15 protein-coding genes and 1 pseudogene are annotated in these 14458 nt (G+C 71.2%); 4 read left to right on the top strand and 12 right to left on the bottom strand.

The features are described 5' to 3' along the window. Window positions 1-104: pseudogene (locus ABD259_RS25920) on the top strand (IS982 family transposase); the annotation flags it as partial. Window positions 105-232: 128 nt separating this feature from the next. Here the strand turns inward: ABD259_RS25920 and ABD259_RS19070 are convergent. Beyond that, a complete protein-coding gene (locus ABD259_RS19070; RefSeq protein ID WP_344106963.1) occupies window positions 233-880 on the bottom strand; it encodes an HhH-GDP family DNA glycosylase in 648 nt (215 codons plus the stop codon). A gap of 189 nt (window positions 881-1069) precedes the next feature. Between ABD259_RS19070 and ABD259_RS19065 the strand changes: the two genes are divergently transcribed. Then, the gene (locus ABD259_RS19065) at window positions 1070-2407 is read left to right on the top strand and encodes a D-arabinono-1,4-lactone oxidase (protein WP_344164295.1); all 1338 of its coding nucleotides are present in this window, start codon (window positions 1070-1072) and stop codon (window positions 2405-2407) included. Between the two features lie 46 nt (window positions 2408-2453). Here ABD259_RS19065 and ABD259_RS19060 read toward each other — a convergent pair whose 3' ends face one another. The 6 genes from ABD259_RS19060 to ABD259_RS19035 form a co-directional block, all read right to left on the bottom strand. After that, entirely contained in the window at window positions 2454-2714 is a 261-nt protein-coding gene (locus ABD259_RS19060; protein WP_344106961.1) for an SHOCT domain-containing protein, read from the bottom strand. A 155-nt stretch (window positions 2715-2869) separates the two neighbouring features. Continuing rightward, the gene (locus tag ABD259_RS19055; protein WP_344106960.1) at window positions 2870-3961 is read right to left on the bottom strand and encodes a DUF2293 domain-containing protein; all 1092 of its coding nucleotides are present in this window, start codon (window positions 3959-3961) and stop codon (window positions 2870-2872) included. 18 nt (window positions 3962-3979) lie between these two features. Continuing rightward, window positions 3980-4396 carry a DoxX family protein gene (locus ABD259_RS19050; RefSeq protein ID WP_344108558.1) on the bottom strand — a complete coding sequence of 139 codons (417 nt, stop codon included), beginning with the start codon at window positions 4394-4396 and terminating at the stop codon, window positions 3980-3982. A gap of 362 nt (window positions 4397-4758) precedes the next feature. Then, complete coding sequence (gene xylB, locus ABD259_RS19045; protein WP_344164292.1) at window positions 4759-6156, bottom strand: xylulokinase; 1398 nt, start codon at window positions 6154-6156, stop codon at window positions 4759-4761. 147 nt (window positions 6157-6303) lie between these two features. Beyond that, entirely contained in the window at window positions 6304-7194 is an 891-nt protein-coding gene (mmuM, locus tag ABD259_RS19040) for a homocysteine S-methyltransferase (RefSeq protein ID WP_344108563.1), read from the bottom strand. A 9-nt stretch (window positions 7195-7203) separates the two neighbouring features. Beyond that, window positions 7204-9084, bottom strand: a complete 1881-nt coding sequence (locus ABD259_RS19035; RefSeq protein WP_344164289.1) for an FAD-dependent oxidoreductase — start codon at window positions 9082-9084, stop codon at window positions 7204-7206. 196 nt (window positions 9085-9280) lie between these two features. Here ABD259_RS19035 and ABD259_RS19030 point away from each other — a divergent pair, with 196 nt between their 5' ends. Both ABD259_RS19030 and ABD259_RS19025 read left to right on the top strand, forming a co-directional pair. After that, a complete protein-coding gene (locus ABD259_RS19030; RefSeq protein WP_344164286.1) occupies window positions 9281-9712 on the top strand; it encodes a winged helix-turn-helix transcriptional regulator in 432 nt (143 codons plus the stop codon). A gap of 127 nt (window positions 9713-9839) precedes the next feature. Further along, window positions 9840-11117 carry a pyroglutamyl-peptidase I gene (locus ABD259_RS19025; RefSeq protein ID WP_344108569.1) on the top strand — a complete coding sequence of 426 codons (1278 nt, stop codon included), beginning with the start codon at window positions 9840-9842 and terminating at the stop codon, window positions 11115-11117. Between the two features lie 24 nt (window positions 11118-11141). On the opposite strand, the gene ABD259_RS19020 is transcribed toward ABD259_RS19025, so the two are convergent. From ABD259_RS19020 to ABD259_RS19005, 5 genes are read right to left on the bottom strand one after another with little or no spacing between them, the layout of a single operon-like run. Continuing rightward, window positions 11142-11312, bottom strand: a complete 171-nt coding sequence (locus ABD259_RS19020; RefSeq protein WP_344164304.1) for a DUF397 domain-containing protein — start codon at window positions 11310-11312, stop codon at window positions 11142-11144. Continuing rightward, complete coding sequence (locus tag ABD259_RS25915; RefSeq protein ID WP_412759478.1) at window positions 11275-11589, bottom strand: Scr1 family TA system antitoxin-like transcriptional regulator; 315 nt, start codon at window positions 11587-11589, stop codon at window positions 11275-11277. Before ABD259_RS25915 ends, ABD259_RS19020 begins: the two co-directional genes overlap by 38 nt. A gap of 27 nt (window positions 11590-11616) precedes the next feature. After that, window positions 11617-12558, bottom strand: a complete 942-nt coding sequence (locus tag ABD259_RS19015; protein WP_344108574.1) for an ABC transporter permease — start codon at window positions 12556-12558, stop codon at window positions 11617-11619. After that, a complete protein-coding gene (locus ABD259_RS19010) occupies window positions 12548-13318 on the bottom strand; it encodes an ABC transporter ATP-binding protein (RefSeq protein ID WP_344108576.1) in 771 nt (256 codons plus the stop codon). Before ABD259_RS19010 ends, ABD259_RS19015 begins: the two co-directional genes overlap by 11 nt. A 3-nt stretch (window positions 13319-13321) precedes the next feature. After that, the gene (locus tag ABD259_RS19005) at window positions 13322-14377 is read right to left on the bottom strand and encodes an ABC transporter substrate-binding protein (RefSeq protein ID WP_344108579.1); all 1056 of its coding nucleotides are present in this window, start codon (window positions 14375-14377) and stop codon (window positions 13322-13324) included. Window positions 14378-14458: the final 81 nt, after the last annotated feature.

The following is a 14458-nucleotide window of genomic DNA, read 5'->3' as shown; positions in this document are numbered from 1 at the left end:
TCGCCCGCACCGCCCAGCGGCTGCTCGCGATGGCAGCGGCGATCTGGCACAACTGGGAGACCGGAGCACCGGTCAAGCGCTCCCTGATCGCCTACGACCACTAAAGACATCGGACTCAATCATCTAGCCCGCGCCCGAACCGAGCACGGCTGAGGCCTCCTCCCGCCACAGGCGCGGCAGGAGGCCTCGGCGATTCGGCAATCGTGGATCGCCGCACGCCCGGAGCAACCGGTCACCCGGCGCCGCCGCGGACCCGCTCGGCAAGGTCGGCGTTGCGGGCGATGCTCACCAGCCCGGCGGCAAGGGCGGCGGTGTCCTGCTTGGGGACCAGCCCACCCAGTTCCGGCTCAGAGGCGGGCAGCCCCACGCGCTCGGCGCCGCGCAGGCTGAGGTCGTCGGCGAAGGGGCGCAGCCACGCCCACACCGCCTGGGCCTCGCGGCAGAACATCATCGCACCCGTCGGGCCGATGCCGGGGAAGCGGCGCAGCGCGGCAATGAGACGGCGGCGGTCGCCGCCCGCCTCCTCCCCGAGTCGGCGCAGGTCGCCGTCGTAGTCGTCGAGCACGATCCGCGCACACTCCCCGAGCCGGGTGGCGGTGCTCTCGTCGTAGCGGACGTAGCCCCCGCGCCCCAGGGCGTCCACCCTGTCCTGCCAGTCGAGTCGGGCCATCCCGGACGGAGTGGCGCCGCCGGCAGCGTAGAGTTCCCGTGCCGCGGCGATCGCGATGTCGGCGGAGATGCGCGCGGAGAGCAGGTTCACCAGCACCAGCAGCTGCCACAGAGGCGCGGGACGATCGGCCATGCGGATCCCGGCCCGCTCCGCCAGCGTCTGTCCGGCTTCGCGGACCACGGCCCGAGCGATGTCGGTGTGGGTAGCCATGGCGTCCTCCCTTGTCCGGTGTCCACACACAGAGGTGTCGGTCCCACCGCTATCCCTACCCGACCGCCCGGGTCTCCCTGCCGACGCGGCGCGCCCCGCGCCACGGGGGCGTCGAACCCCCCGGGACACGCCGGTCGCGGCCTTATTGTTAGGCTCCACGCCGAGTCGCGGCGCGGAAAGGGAACCTCGATGGACCGGCGGCGGAGGAACTGGGCGGGAAACATCACCTTCCGCGCGGGGCGCATCCACTTTCCCGCGTCGATCGAGCAGTTGCGGAACCTTGTCGCGCGCAGTGCGAAGGTACGCGCGCTCGGGTCCGCCCATTCCTTCAGCGACGTCGCCGACGGGCCCGGGGATCTGGTCTGCCTCGACGACCTCCCGGGCACGATCGAGGTGGACGGCGAGCGCTCGACCGTGACGGTCGGTGCGGGCGTACGCTACGCGGAGCTCGGACGGCTGCTGCATGAGAAGGGGTACGCCCTGCACAACCTCGGTTCGCTGCCGCACATCTCGGTGGTCGGCTCGTGCGCGACCGCGACGCACGGGTCGGGGGACGCCAACGGCAGTCTCGCCACGGCCGTGCGCGAGATGGAGATGGTCACCGCCGAGGGCGGCCTCGTCGTCCTTCGCCGCGGCGACTCCGGCGGCCCGAACGGCCCCCAGGACTCCGCGGACCACTTCCACGGGGCGGTCGTCGGTCTCGGCGCCCTCGGCGTCGTCGTCCGGATGACCCTGGACATCCGGACGACCTTCGATGTACGGCAGCACGTCTACGAGGGGCTGCCGACCGCGGCCCTGGACGACCACTTCACCGAGATCACCTCCAGCGGCTACAGCGTCAGCCTGTTCACCACCTGGCGGGGGCCGCAGATCGACCAGGTGTGGGTCAAGCGGCGGGTCGACGGCCGCGGCACCTCCCCCGCGGACGGCACCGCCACCGCGGCCCGCGGCCGCGCACGGCCGGGGCCGGACTGGTTCGGGGCGCGGCCCGCGGACGGTCCCCGCCACCCCATCGTGGAACTGTCGGCGGTCAACTGCACCGAGCAGCTGGGGGTGCGCGGCCCCTGGTTCGAGCGGCTGCCGCACTTCCGCCCCGACGCCACCCCGAGCAGCGGCGAGGAGCTGCAGTCGGAGTACCTGGTGCCGCGCCGCCACGCGGTCGCGGCGCTCCGGACGCTGGACGCCATCCGCGACCGCATCGCGCCGGTCGTGCAGGTCAGCGAGATCCGCACCGTCGCCGCCGATCAGCTGTGGATGAGCCCCGCCTACCGGCGCGACGCCGTCGCGTTCCATTTCACCTGGATCGCCGACGCTGAGGCGGTGCTGCCGGTGATGGCGCTGGTGGAGGAGCTGCTGGCGCCATTCGAGGCACGCCCCCACTGGGGGAAGCTGTTCACCACCCCGCCGGGGGTGCTGCGCCCGCTCTACGAGCGCCTCCCCGACTTCCAGCGGCTGGTGCGCCACTACGACCCGGCCGGGAAGTTCCGCAACGACTTCCTCGAACGCCATCTCCTCGACGACGCGTGACGCGCGCCGGGGTCTCCTTCTCCCGCCGAGCGAGGCCCGGCCCGCGTCAGCGGCTCTGCCCCACCGCCGAGCGCAGCATCCGCAGCTGCTCCTGGTACTCCTCGGCGTCGATCTCGCCGCGCGCGAACCGCTCGTCGAGCGTCTGCTCCGCCGCCTCGCGCCGCGCTTCGCCGTCCCGGCGCCCCTCGCGGACGGCATAGCGGACCAGGAGGACGAAGGCCACGATGACGAGGACCCAGAACACCACGGTGCTCAGGCCCATGAGAACGTGCCCCCACGACCCCGTAACCTCGTACCAACCGTGCATCTCGCGCTCCCCCTACGCTTCCACACGTTCACTGGGCCGCACCCCCGTACTTGTGAGGGTGCCCGAGAACGCCGCTCACGCGCCACCGCCGACCGCCGCGCTTCGGCAAGCCCAGATGTCCCGGGGGCGCGCCCCGGCGCGAGACACGGCAGGGCTCAGGCAGGGGACGACCAGTCAGCGAGGACCCGGTCGATGGCGTCGGCGATCCGCGCGCGGGCGTCCTCACGGGCAACGCCCGACATCAGCAGCGCGTCGTAGTCGGTCTCCTCGTGGCGCACTGACGCGATGACCGCGCGCCGGACCGCCTTCGGCTCGACCTCCCGCCCGGCCGCCGAGCGTCCGACGCGGCCGCTGCCGCGCGTCGCGGTGTGCTGGGCGACGCGCAGCGCGCGCTCCTCCGGACAGCCGGGGAACTGGGACAGGATCTCCCGGGCGATGCGCGCCTCCAGCTCCACGTCCTGTTCCGCCCGGCGGACAGCGTCGCGCTCCCGCCGCCGCGCCCGCAGGTCCTCGTCCGCCAGGCACTGCTCCTCCGCGCGCTCCAGGGCGGTCTCTTCGACGAGGATGCCGCGCCGCTGGAAGCGCTTGCGACGGCGGTCCCAGCGGACAGCCACCGCCGACAGCCCGCTCGCCTTCTTCGCACGGCGGGTGAGCGTGGCGTCGCCGGACGGCAGGAGGACGAGGTGGTCCATCTCCGCGCACAGCAGGCAGATCCGCTGCCCCGCCTCCAGCAAGTACAGGTCGCCGACATCGTTGGTGCCGTGGCCGCACTCGGCGCACGACCAGTCCCCATCGGCCATGACGGCCATCAGGTCGGGAACTGTGGTGCGCTGGCGCTCGATGCGCCTGCGCTGCGCCTCGGTCAGGTCCGGGGCGGTCCAGCGCGTGCGGTAGGCGCGCTCCACGGCCGCGTCCCCCTCAGCGGTGAAGCGCAGCGGCCGACGATCGCGTGTGGCGGCGGCGTAGGTGGCTTCCTCGGGGTTCAAACCGTGCTCCTCCGCCCAGGCGCGCAACAGCGCCGCGGCACGCGCCACTTTGTCCGGCGGCGCTTGGACGGCCTGCTCTAGGTGGTCGATCCTGCCCTGCTGCCAGGCGTCCACCTGGGGTTCCGGCAGCCAGCCGAGACCGGTCAGCACGTCGACCGGCGCTACGGCGCCGCGCCGATCGACCGCCTCCCGCGCCGCGGCGGCAACGCGCTTGCCGAGCTTGGTGGTGTGCGGATCGTTGTTCGGGCTCTCCTTGTGCACGCGCAGAGCCTAGCGCCGTCAGACGAGGGTGAAGAGCGGACCGGTGATCGTCAGCCCGAGATCGGGCGTGGCGGCGAAGAAGGCGAACAGCATCAGCGCCGCACCGGCCAGGCCGATGTCCTTGTTGAACTGGATCATCTCGTTCTGCCGGGCCTCGTCGTCGCTCTCCTGCCAGAAGGAGTGCATGAGCAGCGCGGTGGGGACCAGGAAGACCACGAGCAGCAGCGCCCCGAGGTCGGGCCAGATCCCGAGCAGGACGCTCAGCCCGCCGAGGGCGAGCACGATGCCGCTGACGAACACCATGACCGTCGGGGCGGGAACCCCCTTCGACTGCGCATAGCCCGCCATCGCCTTGGGCTGGGTGAGGTGCCCGAGTGCGGAGAAAAGGAAGACGATCACGAAGAAAACACGTCCAATGAGCACCACGATGTCCATCACTGCCCCCTGTCAGGAATGGTTTGCTCAGGTACCCCGTACCCAGCGACGGATCGTCGCGAACAGTAATTTCGTCAATTCTCTCCGTATTGACAGCTCACGGCGCGGGACGTGTCCTCGGTTGCCGGGGACTGCCGTCAGGCAGCGGCGATCGGGGCAAGGTGGACCCTCGTGCGGAACTGACCGGTCCCCTGAGCGGGCGTCCGGCCGTTGACCTCCCGCCCGGTGGTGACGCGGATCCGGCCGGCGACCGTCCTCCGGCCATCCCCGCGTATGCCACCGTTCCGCCCGCTGTGCAGGGCGCCGGGGCGCTGGTCACGGTCGCCGATGTGGGCGTCCGACGGGCGGTGCTGGAGGTTCCGTCACGTCGCGGCCGACCGCAGTGACTCCCGCGCCGCCGCGTACCGGTCGCGGATCTCGGGAACGGGTTCGGCCTCGTGGTCCTCGGCCGGGCGGGGTGCCCAGGCCGGGGGCGTTCCCGCAAGGGCCCACGCCGCTTGCCGGGCGGCGCCGTCGGCGACGTACTCCCCCGGTTCGGGGACGGTGACGGTGCGGCCGAAAATCTGGGGTGCGATGGTCCTTACGGCTCGGGAGCGCGCCCCGCCGCCGACCAGCAGGACCCGGCGGACCGGGACCCCCTCCCCGGCCAGCGCGTCGACCGCATCGGCGAGCCCGCACAGCATTCCCTCGACAACGGCCCGCGCGATGTTGGGCGGAGCGAGGTTGGCCCGGGTCATGCCGTCGATGCGTCCGGTGGCGCCGGGGAGGTTCGGCGTACGCTCGCCGTCCAGGTAGGGCAGGAAGGTCAGCCCCCCGGCCCCCGCGGGGGCGGAGCGCGCCAGGGCGTCGAACTCCTCCAGGCTGACGCCGAGCATCGCGGCACCCGCGTTGAGGGCGCGGGCGGCGTTGAGGGTGCAGACGAGCGGCAGGAAGCGCCCCGTGGCGTCGGCGAACCCGGCGACCTGGCCCGAGGGGTCGGCGGTAGGCGTGTCGGTGGCGGCGAAGGCGGCTCCGGAGGTGCCCAGCGAGACAACGACGTCGCCGGGCCGCACGTCGAGGCCCAGTGCTGCGGCCATGTTGTCACCGGTGCCCGGAGACACGACGCCGATCGGCGGGAGGCCGCGCGCGTCGACGGCGGAGCCGGGCTCGAACGGGGCGGCGACGCGCGGCGTCCCCACCTCGCGGCCGAACGCGAGGCGGAGCAGGTCGGGGCAGTACTCGCCGCGGGCGGGCGCGTAGTAGCCCGTTCCGGAGGCGTCGCCGCGGTCGGTAACCGCGTCCCCGCACCCGGTGAGACGCCAGGTCAGCCAGTCGTGCGGGAGCAGGACCCGCTCGACGCGCCGACTGTTGTCCGGTTCGTGTTCGGCGAGCCAGCGCAGCTTCGCTACGGTCACGCTCGCGACCGGGACGGTTCCCACGGCATCGGCCCAGGCTTTCGGGCCGCCGAGCTCGCTGACCAGGTCGGCCGCGGCGGTGGCGGAACGGGTGTCGTTCCACAGCAGGGCGGGCCGCACCACGCGCCCGTCGGCGTCAAGGGCCACCATGCCGTGCTGCTGTGCGGCGACGCCGATGGCCGCGACCCCGTCGAGCAGGCCGCCCTCAGCGGCGCTGAGCAGGGCGGTCCACCAGTGGTCGGGGTCGATCTCGGTTCCCTCGGGGTGCGTGGCTCGCCCCTCGCCGACCAGCGCTCCTGTGTCAGCCCGGCGCACCACGATCTTGGTGCCCTGGGTGGACGAGTCCACTCCGGCCACGAGCGTCATTCGGCCCCCAAAGCCCGCACTTTCCCACAACCGTATCCGGCACGTGCGGTGATGAGTGTGGACGTTTGCCCACGCGCACGTCAATGTCCCGGATTCCGGTACCGCAGCCGTCGGCCGAGGGTTCGCGGGGAGCGGCAAAGGAGCTTCTCAGCCGAGGTGGGCGCGGATCTGCCGGATGTGTTCGGGGGTGGTGCGGCAGCAGCCGCCGATGAGGCGGGCGCCGGCCGCGCGCCAGCCGCGGGCCTCGGCCCCGAAGCGCACCGGGTCGCTCGATCCGGTCCAGCCGCGGCGCTCCGCATCCCACGTCTCCCCCGAATTGGGGTAGACGACCACGGCGGCGCCACTGGTCGCCGCCTCGCGGATCAGGGAGGGGATGTAGCGGGGCGCGGTGCAGTTGGCGCCGACGGCGACCACCGCGTCGAGTCCGGAGAAGAGTGCCGCGCAGTCGGACAGGCGCGCGCCGTCGTTGATGTGTTCTCCGTCGCGGCAGGAGAAGCTCATCCACGCGCGGACCCCCGGCGTCTCGGCGAGCAGGCGGGCCAGGGCACGGGCCTCGGGGTAGGAGGGGATGGTCTCGCAGGCCAGCAGGTCGGCTCCGCTGTCGGCGAGGATGTGCCACCGGTCGCGGTGCCAGGCGGCCAGGCCCTCCTCATCGAGGTCGTAGGCGCCGGTGTACTCGGCACCGTTAGCCAGGTAGGCGCCGTACGGGCCGACGCTCGCCGCCACCAGTCCGGCACCGCGCTCGTCGCGGGCCTCGGCCGCGAGCGTCACGGACCGGCGGATAAGGTCGGCCGCCTCCCGAACGCTCATCCCGCGTCGGATGAGCGCCGGGACACTGGCCTGGTAGCTGGCGGTGGTGGCGACGTCGGCGCCCGCCGCGAAGAAGTCGCGGTGCGCGCGCCGGATCAGGTCCGGATCGTCCATGAGCAGGCGGGCCGACCAGAGCTCGTCGCTCAGGTCGCAGCCGAGTTCCTCCAGCCGCGTGGCCAGCCCGCCGTCGAGGACGAGGGCGTCGTGCTGGTCGAGCAGTGTGCGCACGAATTCACCCTAATCCAGCGGTCTCGTCGGGCCTTCGGTCGTTCCGGGAGGCGCGAACGGGGCGGCACCTGACGGTTGCCCGAGCGGCCTGCCGCGTCCGTGGCGGCTCTCAGAACCGCTGCGGACTCTCGGCGCCTCGGGCCGCTCCCACCCCAGCAGGCGTCCCAGCGCGCGGGCGAGAATCCCGGCGGCGTCCTCGGCGTTGTCGAACGAGCGGAAGGCCACGTGGTTGTCCGGGCGGACCAGGAGGGCGCCGGACTCGGCGATTTCGCGCAGCCGCGCCCAGTCGCCGTAGGGGTCCTCATACTCCTGGCCGGGGCCGATGACCGCTGTGGCGATGTCCAACCCGAACTCCTTGCCGGCCAGGCGGGCCGCGTCCGCCCAGCACTGGCCGCCGATGCCGGTGATCAGGGTGAACCGGCCCTGCCCGCCCAGGTCGAGGGTGGACAGGTTGCGCGTCCCCGCGGTGAGCCAGGCGTGCGGGAGCTTGGCGCCGGGCCGGGTGGTGGGCTGGTAGTGCAGTTCGGGGTCGCGGTCGTAGCCCGGCTCGGCCGTACCGTCGGGAATGACCGCCGACGAGGTGTAGCGGTGGTTGAGGTCCACACCGTGCGCGTTGAACTCGTACACCTTGCGCGCGATCGCCTCACGCAGCCGGGCACGCTGGTCGGCGGCCTCGGGGGTGTCGGACTTGCGGGCGGCGATGTTGCGGTGCAGCTGCTCGGGTGTCTGCGGGGCCAGGCCGTCCAGCGCCTCGAAGATGGGGGCGGTCTCGACGATGGACTTGTTGGCGCGCTCGACGACCTGCTTGCCGATGGGAGCGCGCTCAGCGTCGTAGCTGTCGAGAAGGGAGGGCGCGGCGGTGCCGTCCAGGACCAGCTTCAGCTTCCAGGCCAGATTGTAGGAGTCCTGGATGGACGTGTTGGAGCCCAGTCCGTTGGACGGCGGGTGGCGGTGGGTGGCGTCCCCCGCGCACAGCACCCGCCGGTTGGAGTACCTCTCGGCGTACATCTCGTTGACGGTCCAGGCGGAGGTGGAGGTGACGGTCACCGGGATCTCGTCGTCTCCCACCAGCTTGCGCACCACCGACAGGGCGTAGTCCTCGGTGAGGTCCGGCGGCCCGCTCGCCACGTCGTACCCCCACACGATCAGCCACTCGTTCCACGGGCGCACGCAGCGGACCAAGCCCGCGCCGATGCCGCCAACGGTCGCTCCAGGCGCCAGCACCCAGTACAGGGTGGCGGGGCGGTGCGCCACGTACTTGGACAGGTCCGCCCGGAACACGATGTTGATGCTGCCCGCGACACCCATGTGTCCGCGCATCGGCAGCCCGGCGTGCTCGGCGACGCGGCTGCGCCCGCCGTCGGCACCGATCAGGTACTTGGCGCGGATCTGGTAGGTGTCGCCGCGCAGACGGTCGTCGACGGTGGCCGTCACCCCGTGGTCGTCCTGCTCGAAGGACGTGTAGGCGGTGTGGAAGCGGAGCCGGGTGCCGCGCTCGATGGCGGCGTTGACGAGTATCGGCTCCAGCAGGTGCTGGGGCATGTCGCACATGCGGGTGGGACTGGCGAGCTCGTGTTCGGCCTGGACGAGCGGGGCGTTGCCCCAGGAGCGCACGCGGCCGAGCTCCTCACCGGCGAGGGAGGTGCAGAAGACCGTGTTGCCCATGAGGTGTTGCGGGGTGGCCTTGGCGACCACGTCTTGCTCGACGCCCAGATCGCGCAACACCTCCATGGTCCGCTGGTTGGTGATGTGCGCCCTCGGGGTGTCAGCAAGCCGCCCGTCACGGGTCACCAGGATGTTGTCGATGCCGTAGGTGCTCAGGGCGAGGGCGGCACTGGCGCCCGCGGGCCCGCTGCCCACGATCAACACATCGGTTTCCACCGCTGCCATCGGGTGCTCCTCCTGATTGGACGACAGACCGTGGGCCCGCCGCCGCACGGGGTCGCGTTGCAGTCGCAGTCGATAATTGGGACACGGGGCGCAATCGTCCCCGCGACGCTCAGCTACCGTAGCCCAGACAGCGAAAGCACACACCCTCGGTTAGTGCGGGAATCTCGTTAGTGCAGGTACGCGATACTGTGGGTTCATGAGGGAAAGCGTCGAGACCGCGTCTACGCCACCCGCCGAGCCGGGCGACACCGGAGACGCGTTCGACGATGTGGCATTCGATGTCTTCGCTAAGCGCTGCCCGTCACGCACCACGTTGGAAAACATCACCGGCCGCTGGGGCGCCCTGGTCCTGGCCGCGCTGAACGACGGCCCCTACCGCTTCAACGCCCTGCGCCGACGGGTCGACGGCGTGAGCGAGAAGATGCTCTCCCAGACCCTGCACGCCCTGGAACGCGACGGATTCGTCATCCGCGACGTGCGGCAGCAGATCCCACCGCACGTGGAGTACCGCCTCACGCCCCTCGGCGCCGCCACCGCGGAAAAGCTTCTGGACCTGGTCGAACTCGTCGAAGCCCGCATGGACGAGGTCCTCAGCGCGCACACGTCCTACGACGCGGCACGCGGCTAAGAACGCACCAGCCCCCGTCGGCCGACGCCGACCCGTCTCGACGCGCGCGAGGTTCGCGTAGTACCTTCCGGAGCCAGCGGTGTGCGGCATACGCGCATTTAGGGACGGAATGGGGCGGCGGGGCCACATGGGGTTACTGCGGACGGTGGCACGGGTTTCCACCAGCGCGCTGATCACGCTTCCGGTGCTGGCGGTCGCACTGCCCGCGCGTGCGACGGTGGGGCCGCCCGAGTCCGCGTGTCAAGGGAGCGGGGAGATCACCGTCGAGGAGTCCCGGCTCAGCGGTGAGGTCCCGCAGGAGATCCTGCGGCGCTCGGGTTTCGACACGGCCGCCACCGACTTCGCCGATGCCCTGTGCGGCGCGCGGAACCCGCGCGCCGCTGAGGCCATGGTCCGGCACCACGGTTCGCGGCTGTGGCGCGCGGCCGTCAAGCGAGCGCAGGAGGTGGGCCGGGCGACCGGTGACCTGAGTGCCGGGGACGACCGCCCTTTGTACTGGGCACGGCTCGGGATGACGGCGGCGCTCCGCCGCTGGGAGCCGTCGTTCGAACTCAGCGACAATGAGCGGGCCGAGCTCATCGCGTCGCTGGAGCGATGGTCACGCGGGCACCACCAGATGCGCTTCCCCGGCGACTCCGACATCACCCGCGTCGTGGTCACCGGGTTCGACCCTTTCCGGCTCAACAATGACATCCGCCAGGCCAACCCCTCGGGGGCGGCCGCACTCGCTCTGGACGGCACGGCCATCGAGACCGATGAGGGGCCCGCCGTTATCGAGGCCGGGATGTTCCCCGTGCGCTGGCGCGACTTCACCGAGGGCATCGTCGAGCACGCGCTGCTCCCCCACTACACCGGCCACCGGCCGGCCGACCTGGTGATCACCGTCAGCCAGGGCCGCGAAGGGCGCTTCGACCTGGAGGCCTACAACGGTGCGTGGCGCGGCGGGGGCACCGACAACCTCATGGTCGGCGTCTCCGGCCAGATCCCCATTCCCGAGGGCGTGCCCACGGTAGAGCCGCAGCCGCAGTGGAGCCCCTCCACCCTCGACCGCGAGGCGATCGTCGACGCGGCCGCCGGGCCCTTTCCCGTCATCGACAACACCCAGGTCACCGAGATCCCGGCCGGGGAGACCGAGCCGGTGGTCCGCCCCGACGGCCCCACTCCGGGGTCACGGGCCGTGGCGGGCGGCGGAGGTGACTATCTCTCCAACGAGATCGCCTACCGCAACACGCTGCTGCGCGACGCGACCGGCCGCGAAATCCCCGCCGGGCACGTGCACACCCCGGTCCTGCACTTCGGTGCGGGCAACGGCGGGGACGTCACCGATGACGTGTTCGAACGCAACCGCACGGAGATCGTCGAGCAGGTGCGCTCCATCGTCGCCGAGGCGGCGGCACACCGGTAGGCGTGCCGCCAAGGGACGACCTCCCTACATCCGACTGGCGGCGGCGACGAACCGCGCCCACTCTGCAGCGGCAAGTCTCAGGTCACCGAGATGCCGATTCTGAGTGTCGCGAATACGGGTCTCGGGGCCTTCGGACACCTCAACACAGTTGGGGCCGTCAACCGAGTAGCTTGATGTGTGCCACGCCTGACGCATCGCATCCATTTCGTACCTTCCTGATTAGCTCCACGGATTGAGCGGGGGAGTACGCCCAGGCCTGGAGTTCGGCCCATACGGCCGAGATCCGCTTCACTTCGGGGGCGTCCGTAACGACAGTGTTCCCCGACATGTGCTCCATATGAGCGATGGCGGGGCGATCGTCGAACAGCAGCAGGCGGAACGGCCCCCCGAGCGCCGGATGGCGCTCAAGCTCTGTCCCCGCTGGTCTCGTCAACGCGACCTCAGCGGTGAAGGTGGATACTTCGCGTGTCACGCGGGGCGGGTGCCCTTATGTGACCGGTCAGCTCGTGTTCAGTCCCCAGCGCGTGCGGATACTCGCGTCGGCCCGGCTGAACACGATGTCGATGAGGATGCCGATCGCCAAGACGACGAAGATGTAGGCGAGCAGACGGTCGGCGTCATTCATGGCGCGCGACTGGCTCAGGGCCCACCCGATCGAGTGCTGCTGGTTGATGATGACGAGGAGCTCGCCGGCCATGAGCGACCGCCATGCGAACGCCCACCCCTGCTTGAGCCCGGAGACGAACATCGGCAACGACGCCGGGACGATGAGGAACCGGTACAGGGAGATCCCGCGCAGGCCCATGACCTGACCGGCGCGCCGCAGGGTCGGCGGGACATAGTCGGCACCGTTGGCCAGCCCGTTGGCGATGGAGGGGGCGGCGCCCAGCACGACGACGAACATGATCGCGGCCTCGCTGATGCCGTACAGCAGCATCGCGAAGGGGAACCACACAATCGACGGCATGGTCTGCAGGCCGGTGATCAGCGACCCGAGGGCGTTGCGCAGCACCTTGAATCGGGAGATCAGCAGTCCGACCGTGCCTCCCACGGCGAAGGCGAGGGCGAAGCCCGCCACCGCGCGCTCCATCGTGGTGCGCACCGCCTCCCAGAAGGCACCGGATTTCAGTTCCTCCAAGAGGGTGCCCAACACACGGTCGGGGCCGGGCAGCACGTAGACGGGTTTCCACCCGATCCACACCACCGCCTGCCAGGCGATGAGCACGACCGCGACGGCCAGGAGCTTGGGCCAGGCGGCCGACCACAGCCGGAAGGCCAGGACCGCGGCCCCGCGCTCCGTCTCCGCCGGATCGGGGCCCAGTTCCAGGGCATCAAGGCCTTGGACCCGTCGGTCCCCGGCGTCGGCCGCCGCTTCCTCGGCGCCCGGCGACGCGTTCTCGGTCGTGGCCCGCGGGGGGCTAGGGCTCGGTTCAACGGGCATGACGGGAGACCTCCGCACGGAGACGATCGGTGATGACGGCGGCCTGCTCGGCGATCTCGGCGGAGTCGATGCGCCGCGGGCGCCGCCCGGCCACGGCGAACTCCTCCATGACCCGCCCCGGTCGGCTGGACAGTAGGACGACCCGGTCGCCCAGCCGCACGGCCTCGCGGACGTTGTGCGTCACAAACAGCACGCTCAGTCCGCGCTCGCGCCAGATCCGCTCCAGCTCGTCGTGGAGGATGTCACGGGTCATGGCGTCGAGGGCCCCGAACGGCTCGTCCATCAGCAGCACGTCGGCGTCCTGGGCAAGTGCCCGGGCCAGCGCCACCCGCTGGCGCATGCCGCCCGACAGCTCGTGCGGACGCTTGCGGGCGAAGCCGCCGAGCCGGACTAGGTCGAGCAGCTCCTCGACGTGGCGCCGCCGCTCGGCTTTGGCGATTCCGCGGACCTTCATCGGCACCTCGATGTTGCCGCCCACGGTCAGCCACGGGAACAGCGCCGCCTCCTGGAACATCATGGAGACCCGGTGTCCGTTCACCGAGACGGTACCCGCGGTGGGCTCGTCGAGTCCGGCGACGAGCGAGAGCAGGGTGCTCTTGCCGCACCCCGAGGCGCCGAGGATGGAGACGAACTCGCCCTGCCGCACCGTGATGGACAGGCCGTCGATGGCGGTCAGTGTGTGGTGGCCGCGCCCGAACACCTTGGTGATGTCGTCGATGGAGACCGCGGTACCGACGGATTCGGCCGTGAGGACACTCATCAGTCAATCGCCTTCCAGTCCGCTGACCCGGTCGCGACCGGCGTCGGAGAGCAGTTCGTTGAGGATGTCGAGGGCGTAGAGGCCGTTGAGGTCCACCGGTGGGAGCACTCCCGCGGCCTCGGCGTGCTCGGCGCTGCCCCGCAGGGAGGGGGCGACCGGGTCGACGGTGAAGGTGAGGTTGTCGAAGGCCGCGGTGAGGAGGTCGTCGTCGAGCCGCCGCCCGCTGAGTTCCGCGAACTGGTCGGCGGTGGCACGGCGGGCGTCCTCGGGGTCGGCGTTCATCCGGTCGATCGTCGCGATGTGGCCCTTGAGCAGCCGCCGCACGTTGTCGGGGTGGGCCTTGAGGTAGTCGGCGTTGACGATGAGCTGGGTCGTCACGAAGCGGCCGCCGGTGTCGGGCCATTCGTCGGATTCGTCCACCAGGACGTGTCCGCCGCCCTTGATCACCAGGCGGCTGAGGTAGGGCTCGGGCACCCAGGCCCCGTCGATTCGGTCGGTGAGGAAGGCATCGACGATCTCGGAGTTCTTCTGCGGGATGATCGAGATGTCGCCGCCGCCCGCCGTGTCGAACGTCCACCCCTGGTTGGTGGCCCACCAGCGCAGCGCCACATCCTGGGTGTTGCCGAGCTGGGGAGTGGCCAGGGTCGCGCCCTTGAGGTCGTCAACCGAGGTGATCTCCGGGCGGACCACGAGTCCGCTGCCGCCGGACGTCGAGCCGGCGATGACGCGCAGGGCGGCGCCCTCGGACTTCGCCCACCCGTTGATGGCGGGGTTGGGGCCGACGAACGCGGCGTCGACGTCGCCGGAGAAGATGGCGTTGACGGCGTCGGGGCCGGCGTTGAAGGTCTGGGTGGAGAAGTCGATGCCGTCGCCGAGCGCGTCGGCGTAGATTCCCTCCTTCAACCCGACGAGCGCGGGTGCGTGGGTAATGTTCGGGAAGTAGCCCAGGACCAGGCGATTCTCCCCGGCGGAGGCGTCGCCGCCGCACGCGGTCGCGGTCAGTCCCAAAAGGAGGAGGGAGGTGGCCGCGGCGGCTCGGCGTAACCTGCGCACGCTCATGCTGTGGAGCCCCTTACATCTGTGACCCTGACTCAGGACTGCGCAAATCCTACTTAATGAGTAGGATTAATGGAAGTGATC

This window comes from Nocardiopsis rhodophaea (assembly GCF_039530945.1).
Taxonomy (GTDB): domain Bacteria; phylum Actinomycetota; class Actinomycetes; order Streptosporangiales; family Streptosporangiaceae; genus Nocardiopsis_C; species Nocardiopsis_C rhodophaea.
Note: the sequence above shows the minus strand (reverse complement) of the source record. Positions and strands in the feature narration are given on the sequence as shown.